The organism is Lysobacter antibioticus, from assembly GCF_001442535.1.
Classification (GTDB): Bacteria; Pseudomonadota; Gammaproteobacteria; order Xanthomonadales; family Xanthomonadaceae; genus Lysobacter; species Lysobacter antibioticus.
The window spans coordinates 4,056,702-4,072,438 of sequence record NZ_CP013141.1 but is presented as its reverse complement, the minus strand read 5'-3'; the positions used below and the strand labels follow the sequence as shown (position 1 = coordinate 4,072,438).

17 protein-coding genes are annotated in these 15,737 nt (G+C 63.9%); 15 read left to right on the top strand and 2 right to left on the bottom strand.

All coding sequences use genetic code 11. The features are described from left to right. The first annotated feature begins 6 nt into the window (after positions 1 to 6). The 7 genes from GLA29479_RS16470 to GLA29479_RS24710 all read left to right on the top strand — a co-directional run bounded on the left by GLA29479_RS16470 (position 7) and on the right by GLA29479_RS24710 (position 3,355). A complete protein-coding gene (locus GLA29479_RS16470) occupies positions 7 to 408 on the top strand; it encodes a hypothetical protein (protein ID WP_057972232.1) in 402 nt (133 codons plus the stop codon). 209 nt (positions 409 to 617) lie between these two features. Then, the gene (locus GLA29479_RS25400; RefSeq protein ID WP_169795684.1) at positions 618 to 956 is read left to right on the top strand and encodes a hypothetical protein; all 339 of its coding nucleotides are present in this window, start codon (positions 618 to 620) and stop codon (positions 954 to 956) included. A 50-nt stretch (positions 957 to 1,006) separates the two neighbouring features. Next, entirely contained in the window at positions 1,007 to 1,765 is a 759-nt protein-coding gene (locus GLA29479_RS16460) for a phage tail tube protein (protein ID WP_057972230.1), read from the top strand. Further along, positions 1,765 to 2,199: a DUF6631 family protein gene (locus GLA29479_RS16455; RefSeq protein ID WP_057972229.1), complete on the top strand. Its 435-nt coding sequence runs from the start codon at positions 1,765 to 1,767 to the stop codon at positions 2,197 to 2,199. Before GLA29479_RS16460 ends, GLA29479_RS16455 begins: the two co-directional genes overlap by 1 nt. Before the next feature lie 181 nt (positions 2,200 to 2,380). Then, positions 2,381 to 2,602, top strand: coding sequence for a DUF7940 domain-containing protein (locus GLA29479_RS16450; RefSeq protein ID WP_057972228.1), 222 nt, complete (start codon positions 2,381 to 2,383; stop codon positions 2,600 to 2,602). Next, positions 2,583 to 3,059 (top strand): glycoside hydrolase family 24 protein, encoded by a 477-nt coding sequence (locus GLA29479_RS16445; protein ID WP_057972227.1) that lies wholly within the window; start codon positions 2,583 to 2,585, stop codon positions 3,057 to 3,059. Before GLA29479_RS16450 ends, GLA29479_RS16445 begins: the two co-directional genes overlap by 20 nt. Continuing rightward, positions 3,056 to 3,355, top strand: a complete 300-nt coding sequence (locus GLA29479_RS24710) for a hypothetical protein (RefSeq protein WP_144436567.1) — start codon at positions 3,056 to 3,058, stop codon at positions 3,353 to 3,355. The genes GLA29479_RS16445 and GLA29479_RS24710 overlap by 4 nt, the downstream gene beginning before the upstream one ends. Before the next feature lie 172 nt (positions 3,356 to 3,527). On the opposite strand, the gene GLA29479_RS16435 is transcribed toward GLA29479_RS24710, so the two are convergent. Then, positions 3,528 to 3,992 carry a hypothetical protein gene (locus tag GLA29479_RS16435; RefSeq protein ID WP_144436566.1) on the bottom strand — a complete coding sequence of 155 codons (465 nt, stop codon included), beginning with the start codon at positions 3,990 to 3,992 and terminating at the stop codon, positions 3,528 to 3,530. Between the two features lie 263 nt (positions 3,993 to 4,255). Here GLA29479_RS16435 and GLA29479_RS16430 point away from each other — a divergent pair, with 263 nt between their 5' ends. From GLA29479_RS16430 to GLA29479_RS16425, 3 genes are all read left to right on the top strand, one after another. Continuing rightward, entirely contained in the window at positions 4,256 to 5,983 is a 1,728-nt protein-coding gene (locus GLA29479_RS16430) for a GGDEF domain-containing protein (RefSeq protein WP_082638754.1), read from the top strand. Between the two features lie 96 nt (positions 5,984 to 6,079). Then, entirely contained in the window at positions 6,080 to 6,247 is a 168-nt protein-coding gene (locus GLA29479_RS25395; RefSeq protein ID WP_169795683.1) for a hypothetical protein, read from the top strand. A gap of 86 nt (positions 6,248 to 6,333) precedes the next feature. Next, positions 6,334 to 9,675, top strand: coding sequence for a tape measure protein (locus GLA29479_RS16425; RefSeq protein ID WP_057972223.1), 3,342 nt, complete (start codon positions 6,334 to 6,336; stop codon positions 9,673 to 9,675). A 293-nt stretch (positions 9,676 to 9,968) separates the two neighbouring features. Here the strand turns inward: GLA29479_RS16425 and GLA29479_RS24705 are convergent, their stop codons facing one another. After that, positions 9,969 to 10,157, bottom strand: a complete 189-nt coding sequence (locus tag GLA29479_RS24705; RefSeq protein ID WP_144436565.1) for a hypothetical protein — start codon at positions 10,155 to 10,157, stop codon at positions 9,969 to 9,971. A gap of 281 nt (positions 10,158 to 10,438) precedes the next feature. Here GLA29479_RS24705 and GLA29479_RS16420 point away from each other — a divergent pair, with 281 nt between their 5' ends. Genes GLA29479_RS16420 through GLA29479_RS16400 form a run of 5 tightly spaced genes read left to right on the top strand, consistent with a single transcriptional unit; the run spans position 10,439 to position 15,736 of the window. After that, positions 10,439 to 12,016 (top strand): hypothetical protein, encoded by a 1,578-nt coding sequence (locus GLA29479_RS16420; protein ID WP_144436564.1) that lies wholly within the window; start codon positions 10,439 to 10,441, stop codon positions 12,014 to 12,016. Beyond that, complete coding sequence (locus GLA29479_RS16415; RefSeq protein ID WP_057972221.1) at positions 12,016 to 12,951, top strand: hypothetical protein; 936 nt, start codon at positions 12,016 to 12,018, stop codon at positions 12,949 to 12,951. Before GLA29479_RS16420 ends, GLA29479_RS16415 begins: the two co-directional genes overlap by 1 nt. A 10-nt stretch (positions 12,952 to 12,961) precedes the next feature. Then, complete coding sequence (locus GLA29479_RS16410) at positions 12,962 to 14,671, top strand: hypothetical protein (protein WP_057972220.1); 1,710 nt, start codon at positions 12,962 to 12,964, stop codon at positions 14,669 to 14,671. Then, a complete protein-coding gene (locus GLA29479_RS16405) occupies positions 14,668 to 15,483 on the top strand; it encodes a phage BR0599 family protein (protein WP_057972219.1) in 816 nt (271 codons plus the stop codon). The genes GLA29479_RS16410 and GLA29479_RS16405 overlap by 4 nt, the downstream gene beginning before the upstream one ends. A gap of 16 nt (positions 15,484 to 15,499) precedes the next feature. Then, on the top strand, positions 15,500 to 15,736 hold the full coding sequence (locus GLA29479_RS16400; protein ID WP_057972218.1) for a hypothetical protein: 237 nt from the start codon (positions 15,500 to 15,502) through the stop codon (positions 15,734 to 15,736). Position 15,737 lies beyond the last annotated feature (1 nt).

Genomic DNA, 15,737 nt, shown 5'->3' with positions numbered 1-15,737 from the left:
TGGACCTTGTTGCAGCGGATCGCCGAACGGTTGACCGACATCCGTACCGATCGCGACTATCGAACCAACATCGGTTCGGCGGTCGCGCTGGAGCCGGCCCAACATCCCGACGACGATGCGCTCGGCCTGACCCTGGCGGCTTTGGCTATCCAGCGCGATGCCAGCAAACCCCATGGTCAGCATCGATTGCTACAGGCGCTGGTCGAAGCAACCGTGCCGGCGTCGCTGGTCGACGCCCATGCCCGGTCGCATGCGATCGCTGCGGACATCGAAGACGCGCTGGCTGACTGGCTACCGTTGCCGAACGGTCTGCCGGTGCAGGTCGAGGACATCGTGTTCCTTGATCGGCCCGAAGGGCTGCCGGTGGTCGCCGTCCAGGTCGCGCTGACGATCCGCTATCGCCGCTGATGGACCTGTCTATCGATGCGGATGGTGTGCTCGACGCCGCCAGGCGGATCAGCGCGATCCCGGCCAAGGTCACTCTGGCTCAGCGGCGAGCCTTGGGCACGTTGCGCCGCCGTTGGCCGGTGATCGCCCGTCGCGATATCCAAGCCGAGTACACCCTGTCCGCCGCACGTACCCGCGCAGGCTTGAGCGTGCGAACGACCGCGAGCGGAATGGAACTGGTCGGCGTCGCGCGCGGCGTCGGTCTGCGGAACTTCGCCTCCAAACGCAGCGCCGATGACCGCGGTCTGGACTACACCGCGGTCCGCGGCCGGCGCAGCTTCAAGCGTTCCGGCTTCCATCGCCGCCACGGCGGCGCCGACATTGCTTTCGAACGCACTCCGATCGCAGGCCCGAAGCGGGTGCCGCGCACCCCAATCCGTCGCCTGTACGGGCCGTCGCTGGCGCAGATGCTGCGCAAGGGCGACCGGCCCGAGCGCATGGGCCAAGCCGGCCTGGATGTGATCACCGCCGAGATCGATCGGCTGCTGCTGCGCTCGCTGCGCCGTTGAACCCGCGGCCGTCTGGCCGCCCGACACTATATATAGGAGCACGCGACCCGATGGCCGCGCAGGATCTGTTTTCCTTTCAGGGCAAGGTCTACCTTGCCCAACGCCACACCAACGGCAAGCCCGGCCCGCTGAGGTGGGTCGGCAACGCACCCCAGCTCCAGCTCGCGCTGGAGGTGCAGAACTCCGACAAGACCGAGTCGTTCAGCGGCAATCGCATGCTGTACGGCCGCCTGGTCCAGAGCAAGACCGCCAACGTCAACCTGACCCTGGACGAGGCCACCCCAGAGAACCTGGCCGAAGGCCTGTACTCCATTCCGGCGACCTTGCCGGCGGGCGCGATTAGCAACGAGCTACTGCCGCCCGGTCTGAAGGCCAACGACGTGATCGCCCTCGACCGCGGCTGGATCAGCGAACTGTCGTTGACCGACAGCGCCACGCCCCCGGTCACAATTCCTCCGGCTAACTGGTGGACCGAATCGGCGTCGTCGGGACTGATTGGCCTGCGCAAGGTCGATGGCCATACGCAGCCATTCAAGGCTACGTATCAGCACGGCGAGACGGTCAACATCGCCCTGTTCAACACCCCACCGCCGGAGCGGATGCTGTTTCTGGATGGCATCAACACGGTTAATGGCCGCCGGGCGAAGGTGACGCTCTATCGCGTCGCGTTCAATCCCATCGAGCAACTGGACCTGATCTCCGAGGAGTGGGGGAGCCTGCAACTGTCGGGTGCAGCCCTGTTCGACGAAACCCGCGCGCTCGATCCGAACCTAGGCGGATTCGGTCGGATCGAGATGGTGAGGGCGTAATGGCACGCAGGATCAAACGCCCCGAAGCGCTATCGGCCGATGACCTGACCGTGTTGCAGCCCAACCGCGTGCTGCCGCTCGGAGAACGCACCGTGACCGTCCGCGAATTGGGGTTCTTCGAGAGCTTGCGGCTGCACAGCGAGATTGCCGCGCTCGTCGCCGACCTGGTCGAGCGAACCGACGACGGCAACATCGACCTGGGCCGTCTGCACCGGGTCTGCGCCCAGCATCCGGACGCCACGATTAGATTGCTTGCACAGGTCAGCGACCAATCGGTCGAATTCGTGCATTCGCTCAACGCCGCGCAGGGGGACTTGCTGCTGCTGACGTTTTGGGCGGTGAACGCCGATTTTTTTCTGCAGCGCGTGATCGCGGCGCTGGAGCTGCGGCACGCCGCCCCGGGGGCGACTGGCCCCTTGTCCTCGCCACCCTGATCGATCACGGCCACGACTGGTCGTGGATCGAGCGCGCCACTGCGCGACAACTGTCCCTGTTCTATCGCGCCGCCGCCGAGCGGGAGCGAAACGCGCGGGCCGACCGCATCGAAGACACGAATGCTGGCTTTAACGGCGGGCGCGATGTGGCCCGCTTTCTGAAACAACTTCGAGAGACTCCATGAAACTGATCGATAACTGGCGCTGTGCCTGGCGCTTTCTGAGCGTGCAGGCGATGTCGCTCGCATTGGCCGTCCAGGCGACCTGGCTCTCGTTGCCCGACGACCTGCGTGCGCAGGTGCCGCTGTGGGTGGCGGCCAGCGTGACCGCCTTCCTTCTCATCACCGGCCTGATCGGCCGCCTGTTCCAGCAGCGAGGTTCCGATGGCACGCCTCTCGGCTGAAGCGGCCGGCGGCATGAATGTCGTCGCGTTCCTCGACATGATCGCCCACGCCGAGGGAGTTGAGCGGTTCAGTGAACACGGTGGCTATGACGTAGTGGTGGGCGGGGGGCGCTTCACCAGCTACTCGGAGCATCCGCGCCGACTGGTGTGGTTGCCGAAGTACCGAATCCATTCGACGGCGGCTGGTCGCTACCAGTTCCTGTGGCGCACCTGGAACAGCCTGCGCAACGAATTGAAGCTGCCGGACTTCGGTCCTGCATCGCAGGACCGCGCCGCCATCGAACTGCTGCGCGAGAACGGTTCGCTGGCCGACATCAAGAAGGGCTGGATCAGCTCGGCCGTGCGAAAGTCGCGCAAGACCTGGGCCTCGTTGCCCGACGCCGGCTATGGCCAGCGCGAGTTGCCCCTGGAATCGCTGCTGGTCGTATACCAGCGGGCCGGCGGGCAATTGGCATGATCGCCCGCCTTCAAGCCTGGGGCATCGCCCTAATTGCTGTCTGCACCGCGGTGCTGGTGGCCTTTGGTTGGGGACGCTGGCGCGGTGCCGAGCGCGCTCGTAAGTCGGCTCGAGAACAGATCGTCGTCGGCGAACAACGGGCTTTGAACGCCGAGCGCGTCGTCGAGCATTCCGAAACTCGATCCGAGGTCGATACCCTTGTCCTGCAATTACCTTCCGCCGACGCGGTGCCGGTGGGCGATGCTGCTGCTGACTCTGCCGCCGCTCGGCTGCGCGACGAATGGTCGCGTGATTGAGTCGAGCACTTCAGGGTGTGAGTGGACACGCCCCATCTATATCTCGAAGCAAGACGTCCTGAGTGATGCGACAGCACGGCAAATCCTGGCTCACAACGAGGCCGGTCGTCGCCTCTGCAAATGGAAATCCGCTGCGAATCTACCGTTACGATCAGAATGATGAGATTGAGGATCAAGTTGGATTCATGCGGGCGCGGAAGGAGCACGTCGCATTTCCAATAAGCGCAATCGCCATGCTCGCGATCCAGAGCCAGTAGCCGACATCTTTGGAGAGAATCGTGCCGGAGTGACCAGCCTCGTTGATGATTATCTCGTGGCGAAATAGGAAGGCGCCGCCGGTAACCAATGCGACCGCTGCAAAAATTGCTCCAGCGATAAAATGCTTCTTCCAGAGCAGCAGCCAAGAAAGCAGCAAAGCTGGATTGGCATACCACTCAAAGACACCGATGAGCGGGCCGAGGAACCCCATGAGCAGTTTCTCGTAGGAAAGGCCGCTATGCATCTCGCTGCTGGCCGACCCCACCGTATATGCCGGCAACACCAGGCACACGATGAAGGCGAGCAGACTTAACCCAAGAAACCCTTTGATCACACGTCGTTCGGTTTCATTGGAAGGCCCCGGCGTATCTATGCTCATGAGATTTTGTCGTCCTTGAACGCTGTATCGAATCCGGGGAGTCTATCGGAACCGAACCTAGCTGTTAGGGCGAGGATTTTACGCGCGCCGCAAATAGGCCGAGGAGAAAGCACATTACCGTGCGGCACACTCTCGGGATCGTTTCTGACTTTGAGTCTCTCGCTGTGGTTTAAGGAGGGGGTTTTCAGCGAAGAACCGTGACCCGCCTCACCGTCCGCTTACCGGCGCCCTCGGTATTCTGGGTTAGGCCTGGAGGGCTGTGGATGGAAGGATTCCGAAGGCAAATTGGTCGGGTGCTAGCGCTGGTAGCGCTGTGGACATTCGCGACAGGCGGCTGGGCGGCAGACTTCCGCTTGGAACGCTTGGATGCGTCCAGCGCTTTACCACCGGAGCAAATCGTTGCCGGTGCCCGTGACAGCGATTTTCGTTCGGTCGGCACAGCCGAACTGGTCAATCCGACTGGAGCCCCACGGTGGTGGCGGGTGACCTTGCTGCGTTCGGTCGCGGACACGGAACTGCCCCAGTTGGTTTTCACCCACCCGAGCCGCAAGACTATCGAGCTTTGGCAGCCTGGAGCCTCGGCGCCGTTTCGACGTGCCTCGCACGATCCCCAAAGTCGGGGAGCTCGATCCACGCGCTTTCATGTTTTCGGCCTGGAGCCAGATCTCCAGGCCGGGGATGTCCTGTACCTCAGGGTGACCTCGAAAACCCGAACACCGTCCGTTCTTTCGATCGTTCCGTTGGCAGATGTATACGAAGCGGAGCTTGCTCATGTCCGCTACCGGACGTCTGTGTTGGTAGCCCTGGCGCTGATATCGGTGCTGGCGTTTGGCTACTTCATAGCGTTGAGCGAGCGCGGCTATGTCTACTTGGGCCTGACTTTGGCGGCTCAGCTGAGCAAGCTAATGATCGACGGCGGCGAAATTGCTCAGTGGCCCTGGCTTGCCGAGATGGCGGCTGATCGAAGGGCGGGCATCGTGATCAGTACAGCCGCCGTGCTGACGGGAATCCGGTTCATCGCCTTCTTCCTCGGTCTATCCCAACATCAACCTCGTATCGCACGTGCATTAAATGTCTGCAGCGCCCTCCTGGGCGGACTGCTATTGATTTCGGTGATTCAGGTCTGGCCGATTAGCGCTTACTTCGGCAACACTGTAATGCTCGCGGCTTTCAGCATAGTCGCCATTGCTGGACTTCGAGCACTGCGGCGGCACCAACGCGAAGCGTTGTACTTGCTCATCGCTTGGGCGCCAGTGATGGCCATTCTGGTCGCGGTCGTGGGGGGCTATCAAGCTTGGTGGCCCATGACCGATTGGATCGAATCGTCTTTACCTGCCGGTCTCGCTTTTAGCGGCTTCGGTCTGTTTCTTGGATTGACCGACCGCCTTCGTCAGCTGCGAAAAGACCGCGACGCCGCGCAGCAACGATGGACGTTCGACAGACTGACGGGCGTCATCACGCGCGACGCGGTTGAAGTCATGCTTCTGGAGCAGATGAAGCGCGCTGTTCGCTATCGACAGCCACTGGCCGTCATCTTCATCGACATTGATCGTTTCAAAGAGATCAATGACCGCTACGGTCACGTGGTCGGGGATGACGCCATCCGTATCGTGGCGATGCGCGCACGAAACTGGCTCCGCGCGGAGCATTTGATCGCGCGCTATGGTGGCGACGAGATGCTCGTGGTGCTGTATGGCCAAGATCAACGCGCGGCCGTCGAGGTCGCCGAAAGTTTGCGCATGGCCGTGACCCTACATCCCATGTCGATGCAGGGACTCCAGTTGCCCGTCACCCTCAGCATGGGGGTCGCGGATCTGCAGGCGGGCGATACCCTGACCGATTTGCTGAATCGGGCAGATGCTGCGCTCTACCAAAGCAAGATGAATGGGCGAAATCGAGTCACTGCCCATAGTGCCGTGGTGGACACTTCCTCTCAGCCCCCTGCGGCTCGGAGACTATCGCCCGAATCTGTGAAAGGCATCAATCTCTAGCGCAACGGCACCGGAGCCTGGGTCGACGCGGGCTAGATTGGGGAGCGGCCAAAGACACACGGCCGCACTTATCCGCCAATCCATAGGGGCTTTGCCATGAAACTTCACAGAATCGCTGCGGTACTCGTTATGTTCGGCCTGTTGTTCTGCGCCGGCTGTGAGGTGCCGACGCCGCCGAACCTTGTCGATGCCAGTGCGAAAGCGGCGGGTGCTCAAGCGCAGCGCATTCTCGTTGAATCGGCTGCGGTCGCCGACACCAAGTAGGGTTGGACGTCCAAACCCGCGCTACTGGTAAGTCGCTGTCGTTTTGTTGTTCCGCTGAGACGTAGTCGAGGCGGCAGCAACAATTTTTGACGCTCACCGCGTTCATTCAATCCCTGCCTCTCGTGCTCTGGTCGCCGACGCGACCGGAGCGCTTTCCTGTGCGCGAACTCTTGATGGCTAACCGCAACACCACTATCACGCTGCTGATCAAGGCCAACGCCGCACAGCTTAATCAGGTCCTGGAGCAAGCCGGAATGCGCGCGCGCGTCTTCGGCGCCGATGCCGAGCGTGCCGGACGCCGGGCGAAGGACGGATTCGACCACTCGCGACTGAGCGTTGAGGCGATCGCCCGACAACTGAGCCAGGCGAGAACGCAGCTGGTCGCAATCGTAGGCTTGCAGCAAGCCGGTGAAGCGATCGGCGGTTTGGTCCGCGCCGCCGACAGCTATGCCAACCTGACGGCAAAGATCAGGCTCGCCACCAACTCGCAGGCGGGTTTCAACCAAGCCGAATATGCAGTCTTCGCAATCGCACAACGAACGTCGACAGCGCTCGACTCGACCGCGTCGCTGTTCGGTCGTTTGAATGCGGCCCTGAAGGAGCAGGGGACGTCGCAGCGCGAAGTGCTCGGCCTGACCGAAACGATCAACAAGGCCTTGGCGGTCTCGGGTGCCACGGGCGCAGAAACCGCGTCGACGATCCTGCAGCTCAGTCAAGCGTTCGCCTCCGGCACCTTGCGCGGCGACGAGTTCAATTCGGTCAACGATGCGGCGCCGCGCCTGATGAAGGCGTTGGCCGACAGCATGGGCGTGTCGGTCGGGCAGCTGCGCAAGCTGGCCGAGGCGGGCAAGCTCACCAGCGAGCAGTTGCGCATCGCTTTCTCCGGTGAGCAGGCGCAGAAGATCGCGGCCGAGTTCTCGCAGCTGCCGTTGACCATCGAGCGGAGCATGATCCAGCTCGACAATGCATTTACGCGATTCATCGGTCAGCGCGATCAGGCGGTGGGCACCTCAACGGCCGTGGCCCAGTCGATCCGAGGGTTGTCCCAGAACTTCGAGGGCCTGGCCAACATGGCCGGTATTGTCGTAGTGGCTGCGTTGGGTCGCCTGATAGCGAACCTGATCCAGGCCGGCACGGCCAAGGTCAAGGCCATGCGCGAGGCCCGGCAGCTCGCTTTGGAGGAATTGGCCCAGGCGCGCGCTGCCGAGACCGCAGCGCAGGCCGAGCTGGCCCGCGTCCGTGCATTGGCCACTGCCGGCGCCGGCACGACGCGGGCGACCGCCGCCGAGGCGGCCTTGGCAGCAGCGCAGACGCGCACCGCCGCTGCCACTCAGGCGGCCACCGCGGCAGTGGGCGCCAAAGCCTTGGCGGTTCGAGGCCTGTCATCGGTGCTGACCTTGATGGGTGGGCCGTTGGGCCTGGCCATTACCGGCGTGACCTTGCTGGCGCTCGCCTTCGCGACGGCGAGCGAGAACGCGAAAGCGGCCCGAATCGAGTTCGAGGGGACGATCAAAGCGGCGCAGCGCTTCCGCGACCAGCAGGACATCGACAGCGGTGTAGATGTTGGCAAGCGCTTGATCGCCCAGCGCGAGCAGTTGCAGAAAGAGCTCTCGGACCTGGAATGGATCAAGGCCGGCTGGGGCGGTTCGCAGACCAACGGCGGGCAGAGCGCCGGCCGGTTCTTGTTCGGGGACGACCTGGACGGTGAACTCAAACGTGTTCGGACCCAACTGGCACGAACGAACAAGGAGTTTGAGGATGTTCGCCAATCGTTGACCGACCTGCGGAGCGCTCAGGCCAAGGGTGGCCGGACACAACAGCAAGTCACCCAGCAGACGGCCGACTTCACTAAGGCGCTGGGCGAGCAAAACGAGAAGCTCAAGATTGAGCGCATCGAGCGCGAGAAGGGCCTGCGGGCTGCACTGGAGTATCAAGCCGTAAAGGCGGCAGGACTCAAGGACGCAGCGCAATTGCCCAAGAACACGCGCGAGGCGATCGACGAGCAGGTTCGCGAGCGACAAGCGGCTCAGTCGGCAGTCGATGCTGGCAGAGCCAGAATCCGCGGCGAGCGAGACGCGGCACGGCACCAAAAGGCACTTGCGGCTCAACAAAAGCGCGATGCCGCCGAGCAGGCGAAGCTGAAGGCGCAGGAGCAAAAGAGCGACGACACGTTAGCGCGCACGGTGAAGGATGCCGAGATCTCCCTCATGCGCAACCGTGGGCAGGGGGCTGCGGCCCGACGTGCCGAACTCAACGAGGAGTACAAGCAAGCCCTGGCGGACCTACGTGCGAAAGGAAACAGCGCCGACGAACTGAAGATCAGGTTGCGCATCGATACGGACGTAGCCAAGGCCGAACTCGAAGATCTCCAAAGTCAGGTAGATCGGGTTTTCGGAGAACAATCGAGACAGGAACAGTCGATTCAAACGCGCCAGCAAGCCGGATTGCTGAGCGAGCTAGGCGCTCGGCGCGAGCTGGTGGACCTGCATGCGCGCACCGCCGCCGAGGTCGGCCAACTCCTACCGCTGCTGGACGCCGCCGCAGCCCGAACCGGCTCACCCGAGTCGATCGAGCGGGTTAAGGATCTGACGGCGCAAGTGGCTGCGCTCAAAGTCCAATCGAACGAACTGGTGGTCACCCTGACCAGCGGCTTCGAGTCGGGACTCAGCAATGCGCTCGAAGGTTTGGCGACCGGTACGCTGACCCTGCGGCAAGCCCTGACCGGCCTGGTGCAGGACATGGCGAAGTCGTTGGCGCAGTTAGCGGCGCAGCAGCTGGCGGCGATGGCGACTGCCAAGCTGATGTCGGTTGTCGGCAAACTGGCCGGCGGCAAGAACACCCCGGATCTCGCGCAGCCCGATCCGGTGCAGGCCGCCGCGGCCGGCGCCGCCTACGCCGTGCCGATCACCGGGGCCTCGGTCGCGCTCGGTGCAGCGGGTGCGGTGGTGATGAAGGCCGCGATCGCGATGCAGGCCGCAGCGACGACGATGTTGGCGGCCAAAGCGACCAAGTCGATAACGGGATACTCGAGTGGCGGCTTCACCGGCATCGGCCCGAAGTACTCACCGGCCGGGGTCGTTCACCGCGGCGAGTTCGTCCACCGACGCGAAGTCGTGCGACAGCCTGGTGCGCGGTCCTTCCTGGAACGGTTCAACCGGCTTGGTATGGCCGCGCTTGACGGGCTGCGCGGGTACGCCACTGGCGGATTCGTCAGTCCAGCGCCCCACACGTCAGCACCGGCACGCGGTCCCATTGCCGAACGACCCGGGCGTTCGGCGGACAGCGAAGGCGGGCGATCGCAGATCACCAACGTGCTCTACCTCGACCCCCGCGAGATCGTGAACGTCATGAGCACCCAGGCCGGTCGCCAGATCATCCTCTCGACCATTCGAGCGAATGCGCCGACCGTTCGTCAGGACCTCTATTGAACGTGATGAACGTCGCAATTTTCATGATAAATAGGGGTCAAGGCCGACGTGCTTCTTCCCCTAGAGCGCATCGCCTGAGGAGGCGGCTTGTCTCCGTGAACAAGCCGCCTCCGCTTTTTAGGCTGCGACTTCGTTTCTCCGGGTCTCGGTCGAGTTTTCGGCGCAAATTCCGGAGCAGCATTGCACTCGGGCAGACGGTCCCCACCCTCCGTTAAGGGCCTACGAGGCTGTCCGACTGGGGAGGGGCGCGTCGCTGCGCGCCCCCTCCCTTTTGTTGGATGTTTACGCTCGACTCAGCTGTCGAGTGAATCCGCCAGTGGCCTGTGGCCAAGCGTGCCGACTGAACCACATTTCTCTTTCTTCAGGCGATTGATAGCCTGGGCGGAAGGTTGCTGCTTCCCCAGGAGGTTCAACCCCACGCGATCGGAGCACACGCCGATCGCGTTTTCATTTTTGTCTTTGGCTTCGTTGAACATATTCATCAAGCACATTTACGCCTGCTTGAAAGCACACTGGCCGGAACGATAAAACTGATTCTGAAGACGGACACTCTCCCCAGAGGCCCTCGGCACGTCCGTCTGCGGGAGGGGCTTGTCCCACAGCAAGCTCCCCCGCTCTTACTCGGAGCTGTGTAACGAACTTTGACGCCGCTCCAGAGAGCGGCGTTCTTTTTGCACAGCTCGCTCTGCACTGTTAGTGCAACTCCTACTTACCCAATGCGATCGGCTCCTCGGGCCGGTCGCATTCTTCTTTGCGTGATCAGATGACACTTCGTACCGGTATTGCGACCGACTACTTCAATTTCCTCAATCAGCTTGAGGCCGCACTGTGTAGCGAGGGTCACGCCTGGGGTTTGCTGTACACCGGAGTGGGCAACGGCTCGCTGACTGGCCTGGACGGTACAACCGGTGGCTACCGCGGCGGAGCGGCGTCGGTCGCCGAAGCCTTCAACGTCACCGCGCTCGACACCGAGCGCTTCCAAGTGATCGGCACCGCCGCGGGCGATCTCGGCACCGCGCGGGTCGGCCAACCCTTTGAAACGGACCGGCTACGATTCCGGATCAACCCGGGTTCCGTCCCATTTGTCGCGGGCGACCGCTTCACCCTGAACACCTCGCCGGCTTGGACGTTGGTGCGACGCTATGGTTGTCGTAGCACCAACACACGGACTACGAACTTCGTCAATCCGACCGCCGTCTTCGACAACCGCATGGACACCACAGCTACGCGTCCGGTCGCGGATCTGCCGGCACACGCGACGATCGAAATGATCGGACCGGCTTCCGTCAAGGCGATGACACTCGGTATCGGCGACAGCGGCGCGCGCGGCCCGGCCGCGTTCGCGCTGCAACGCTCCGATGACGGCGCGACTTGGGCGTCCGTGCAAGCCTGGTCGGGGCAGACGTGGCCGACCGCCAAGATGCGGCGCACGTACCCGATTACAAGCGCGGCACCGTCTGCACGGTTCTGGAGGGTGATGATCACCGCGGCAGCGGGGGGTGATCCGCTGGAAGTGAACGACGTCAGCTTCCACACCGATCTCAATGCCGACTTCGAGCTGGAGGACCGGGCGCAGTGGATCGTGCAGGCGCCGGGCCTGGACGGGCAGAAGGCGATCTACATCGGCGCCGAGCTGTACGAAGATGCCGCTCGTGCTGCCTACAACCTCAATTGGTACGGTTTCCGCTCTCACAACCCGCTGCGCAGCCTGCGTACCCAGATCAACGTCAGCGGGCTGCGCTGCTTGCCGCTCCGCAACGGCCCATTTACCTACTGGCTGGCCATCAACGGCCAGCGCGTCGCCATCGTCGCCCGAATCGGCACGGTCTACGTCAGCGCTTACCTGGGCTTCGTCAACGCCTACGAGCCGCCGTCGATTCACGAGTACCCACTCGCGATCGGTGCGTGCGGGTCCACTGAGACGCTGACGCCGGATGCGACCGATGCCAACTTCCGCAGCTTCTTTGATCCCGGTCGATATGGCTTGGTGGTGAACTATCCGGACAACGTTTGGCGTATACACGCCAACCGCTACGCCTCCGGAGCGAATGAATACGGCGACAGCGAAACGCCGGGCAAGGTCTACCCGAGCGCGATGTCCACCTCGGGCGATCGCGCGTACTTGCGCGAGAACCTCGACGGTTCCTCGCCGGTGCTTCCCCTGATCCTGGGCAGCTCCAATCCGCGGCATTCGCTGGGCGAGTTCGACGGCTGCGGCTGGACCACGGGCTTCAGTACCGCGTCTGAGTCCCGCATCGACCAGGACGGTTCGGCCTGGATGGCGTTCCAGAACGCGTTTCGCATCTCACCCGACAACTACTTTGCCTTGAAGCTGGACTGATGGCGTACGCGACCTCCGCAGCAAACGATCCTAACGAGCTGCTCGACAAGCTGCGCCTGTTTGCCCAAGGCAACGGCTGGGCCATCGATGGGCTGCGTGATCGCACGACCAAGACTGGGAGGGCGCTGAGCCTGCATGCAGGTCCGCTGTATGCAACGTTCCTGACCGAGCTGACCGGCGGGGACGGCAATCGGCCGCCGCCGTTCGTAGGGGCCTTCGGCCACACCGGTTACGTCGCCAACGCTAATGCCGACGTACAGAACGAAGCCAGCGCGATTGCCTGGACCAACTACGCCCAGGGGCCGTACAGCGCCGTCCACTTCTTCAGCCAGGTCGCGCCTCAGCCGTACCTGCACATCGTGCTGGAAACACAAGCTGGCACGTTCAAGCACTTTGGCACCGGGCGCTTGGTCACGGCGGGAGCCGTTCATACCGGCCAGTACGTCTACGGCAGTCAGTGGTTCTACGACGCTAACCACATCAACAGTCCGGACGATCAACGCCATGCCGTGGCGTTTGACGATGCCTGGTACAACTTCGTCTCGCCGGTCACCCGTGTGCGCGCCGACTACGACGGCGTTGCGTCACGTTGGCATTCCGTTTCCGATTCGGACACGGATACACGCCGACTGCTGTGCGGATGGCGCGGTCGAGCTGCGCCGATCAACCTACTCAAGGATCTGGGACACAGCACGCTTACCGGCCGGGCGCCGGGTCAACCGCTGTGGTGCGCGGTGCCGCGTGGGGCGGGATTGTTCTCGGATGTCGGCCATCCGCCGGATCTGCGTTTCATCCGCTTGGACAGCTACGCCCCGGGCGAGGAGCTGACACTGGGCAGCGACCGATGGAAGCTGTTTCCGGTCCATCGCAAGAACGGACCGGCCGGCACCCCCAACAGCGGCATCTACGGCTACGCCTACCGCATCACCGACTGAGCCGAGCCCTATGCCGTGGACCGCCCTGTGGCCGCTGACCTTCAGCGGTCAGGGCGACTACTTCACCTCGCCGCCGGTCTGGGACGGTCGCGCCGGTGGCGCGCTCGGCTCGGAGCCGCGCTTCGGTGCACGCTCTGTGGCTGTGCCTCAGCACGTCGCGGACCAACGTCGTGGCGCGCTGCAGGCGATGTTCGGCGAAGACTTCTTCGACCGCATCCACGTCGAGCCGCGAGTGCTCAACCTGGGCAACGTCAGCAGCGTCCAGCAGCGCGCTGTGCGCGTCTGGAACGCCTACCGCGCCCGAGCCCTGACGCTGACGGATGCCGCGCTGGTGGCCGGTGAAGGCATCGTACTCACGGCCCCCGGCGCAACGCCGCTACCGTTCGCTCCGCTGTCGGAGCGGACCTGGCAAATCGCAGTCGGCACTGATGGCCCTCCGGTCATTGCCGCAACGCTTTCCTTTCAGTTCGCCGGGTTCGGCGCGATCCCAGTCGTCATCACCGGCCAACGGATCGTCGCCTGGGCGTTTGCGCCGGATTGGTCGCGCGGCGTGCTCGAACGGCTGGCGTGGAAGACCGACATTCTGACCAGTCCGACCCAGGTCGAGCAGCGCCGCGGCTTACGTTCCGCGCCGCGCCGTTCGTTCGAGGCCAGGATGATCGTGGACGGCCGCGAACGGGTACTGCTGGACCTCGCCGTATTCGGCTGGGGCGGACGGACCTGGGCGCTGCCGATCTGGCCCGATGTGCAGTGGCTGGCCAACGAGCATGCACTCGGTGTGCGGGTCATTGCCTGCGACCCAGCGCATCGCGACTTCCGTGTGGGCGGCCTGGTGCAGTTGTGCGGCAAGACCGCCTTCGAGGTCGAAGTGGCCGAAGTCGAGGCCATCGGCGCCATCTCGATCACGCTGCGGCATCCGACGACGAAGGCGTGGCCGCGCGGCACTCGGCTGTATCCGGTGCGGACAGCGCGACTGGCCGAACTGCCGAAGGTGACGCGGCTGTCCGATCAAGCCGCGGCAATCAGCGCCCGCTTCGACATCGTCGAGTCCTGTGACTGGCCGACCGTGGCGGACGCGCCGATGTATCGCGGACACCCCGTGTTGGCGCAGCGGCCGGATGAAACCGAGGCCCTGTCGAATGGCTGGCAGCGGGTGCTATTGACGCTGGACAACGATTTCGGCCGACCCTTCGTGATGGACCCGGCCGACTGGGCGGCGGTTTCGCAGGCCCACCATTGGCGCATGCACGGTCGCGCCGAGCGGTCGGCGGTCCGCTCCTGGCTGTACACCCTGCGCGGGCGCCAGTGTGCGGTCTGGCGGCCAACGCATGCCGACGACCTGGTCCTGGTCGCTAACGTCGCCGGCACGGCCACGGCGCTCGATGTGGCGAACGTAGGGCTGGCGCGGTTCGCCGGCTTGCGACCTGGCCGACGCGACTTGCGGATCGAGTTGCGAAACGGCCAAGCCATCCACCGCCGGATCACCGCAGCGGTGGCCCTGGACGACGAGATCGAGCGACTGACGATCGATACCGCGATCGGTGTGGACATTCGTCCACAAGCGGTCCAACGCATCAGCTTCCTGGTGCTCAGCCGCGGCGACAGCGACGAGGCCGAAATCGAGCACCACACCGACAGCGACGGCGCCGCCGACGCCTCCCTAGTCCTTCGCGCTGTGCGCGACCCCGATAGCGACGACAGCGGCCCCGCCCCGGCATGAGCTTTGAACAGTTGGAACGATCGACTGCCGCGGGCAACCCGCGGCGGCTTTACGAGTTCGTGCGCGGCGCTCGGCGCTGGCGCTACACCGGTGGCGATCGCGACTTCGCGCTGGATACCCAAACCTATCGGGCCATCGCCGTTCGGGATGATGGAATTCGCCAGTCGGGGCATGCGGCCAGCGACATGCTGACGATCACCGCGCCAGGCGACTTTGAAGTCGCCCGTCTCTATCGCGGGCTGCCGCCTTCGAGCGAGGTCGCCGTTGTCGTCCGCGATGTCCACGAAGGTGATGGCGATGCGCGCGTGGTCTGGATGGGCCGCGTAGCGGGCGTTAACCGGCCGTCGCTGGAAAGCACCGAGGTCCGGTGCCAATCGCTTGATGCCGCGCTCGGGCAGCCTGGCCTGCGTCTGGCCTGGACGCGCGGTTGCCCGTACACGCTCTACGACCGCAATTGCCGGGTTAACCCTGAGGCTCATCGCGTTCCGGCCTCGCTGACCACGCTCGCCGGCAACGTCGTTACGGCCGGCATCTTCAGTCAGTACCCGGACGGCTGGTTCGCCGGCGGCTTTCTGGCGTGGGATCTGGGCGAGGCCGGTTTGGAGCGGCGGGGCATCCGTACGCATGTCGGCGAGCGTTTGGTCCTCCTCGGAGCGGGTGACGGTCTGCGTATCGGCCAGGCCGTCGTCGCCTATGCCGGCTGCGGCCGATCGATGTCGATTTGCCATAGCAAGTTCAACAACGCCCCCAACTACGGCGGCGTACCCGGCCTGCCCGGTAAATCGCCGTTCGACGGCACGCCCCTCTTCTGATTCGCGGAATCTCCTCATGAACATCTGGGTCCAGCTTGCGATCTGGGTCAGCAGCTACTTCGTCTCGGCAGCCGCACGGCCGAAACCGCCGCAGCCCAAACCCGCTGCGTTCGGCGACTTCCAGTTCCCTCAAAGCACCGAGGGCACGCCGCAGTCGGTGGTGTTCGGCGATGTGTGGACGCCGGACTGGATGGTGCTCGGCGTCGGCCAGTACCGGACCCAGCCGATCAAACAAAAGGGCGGCAAGAAGTGAT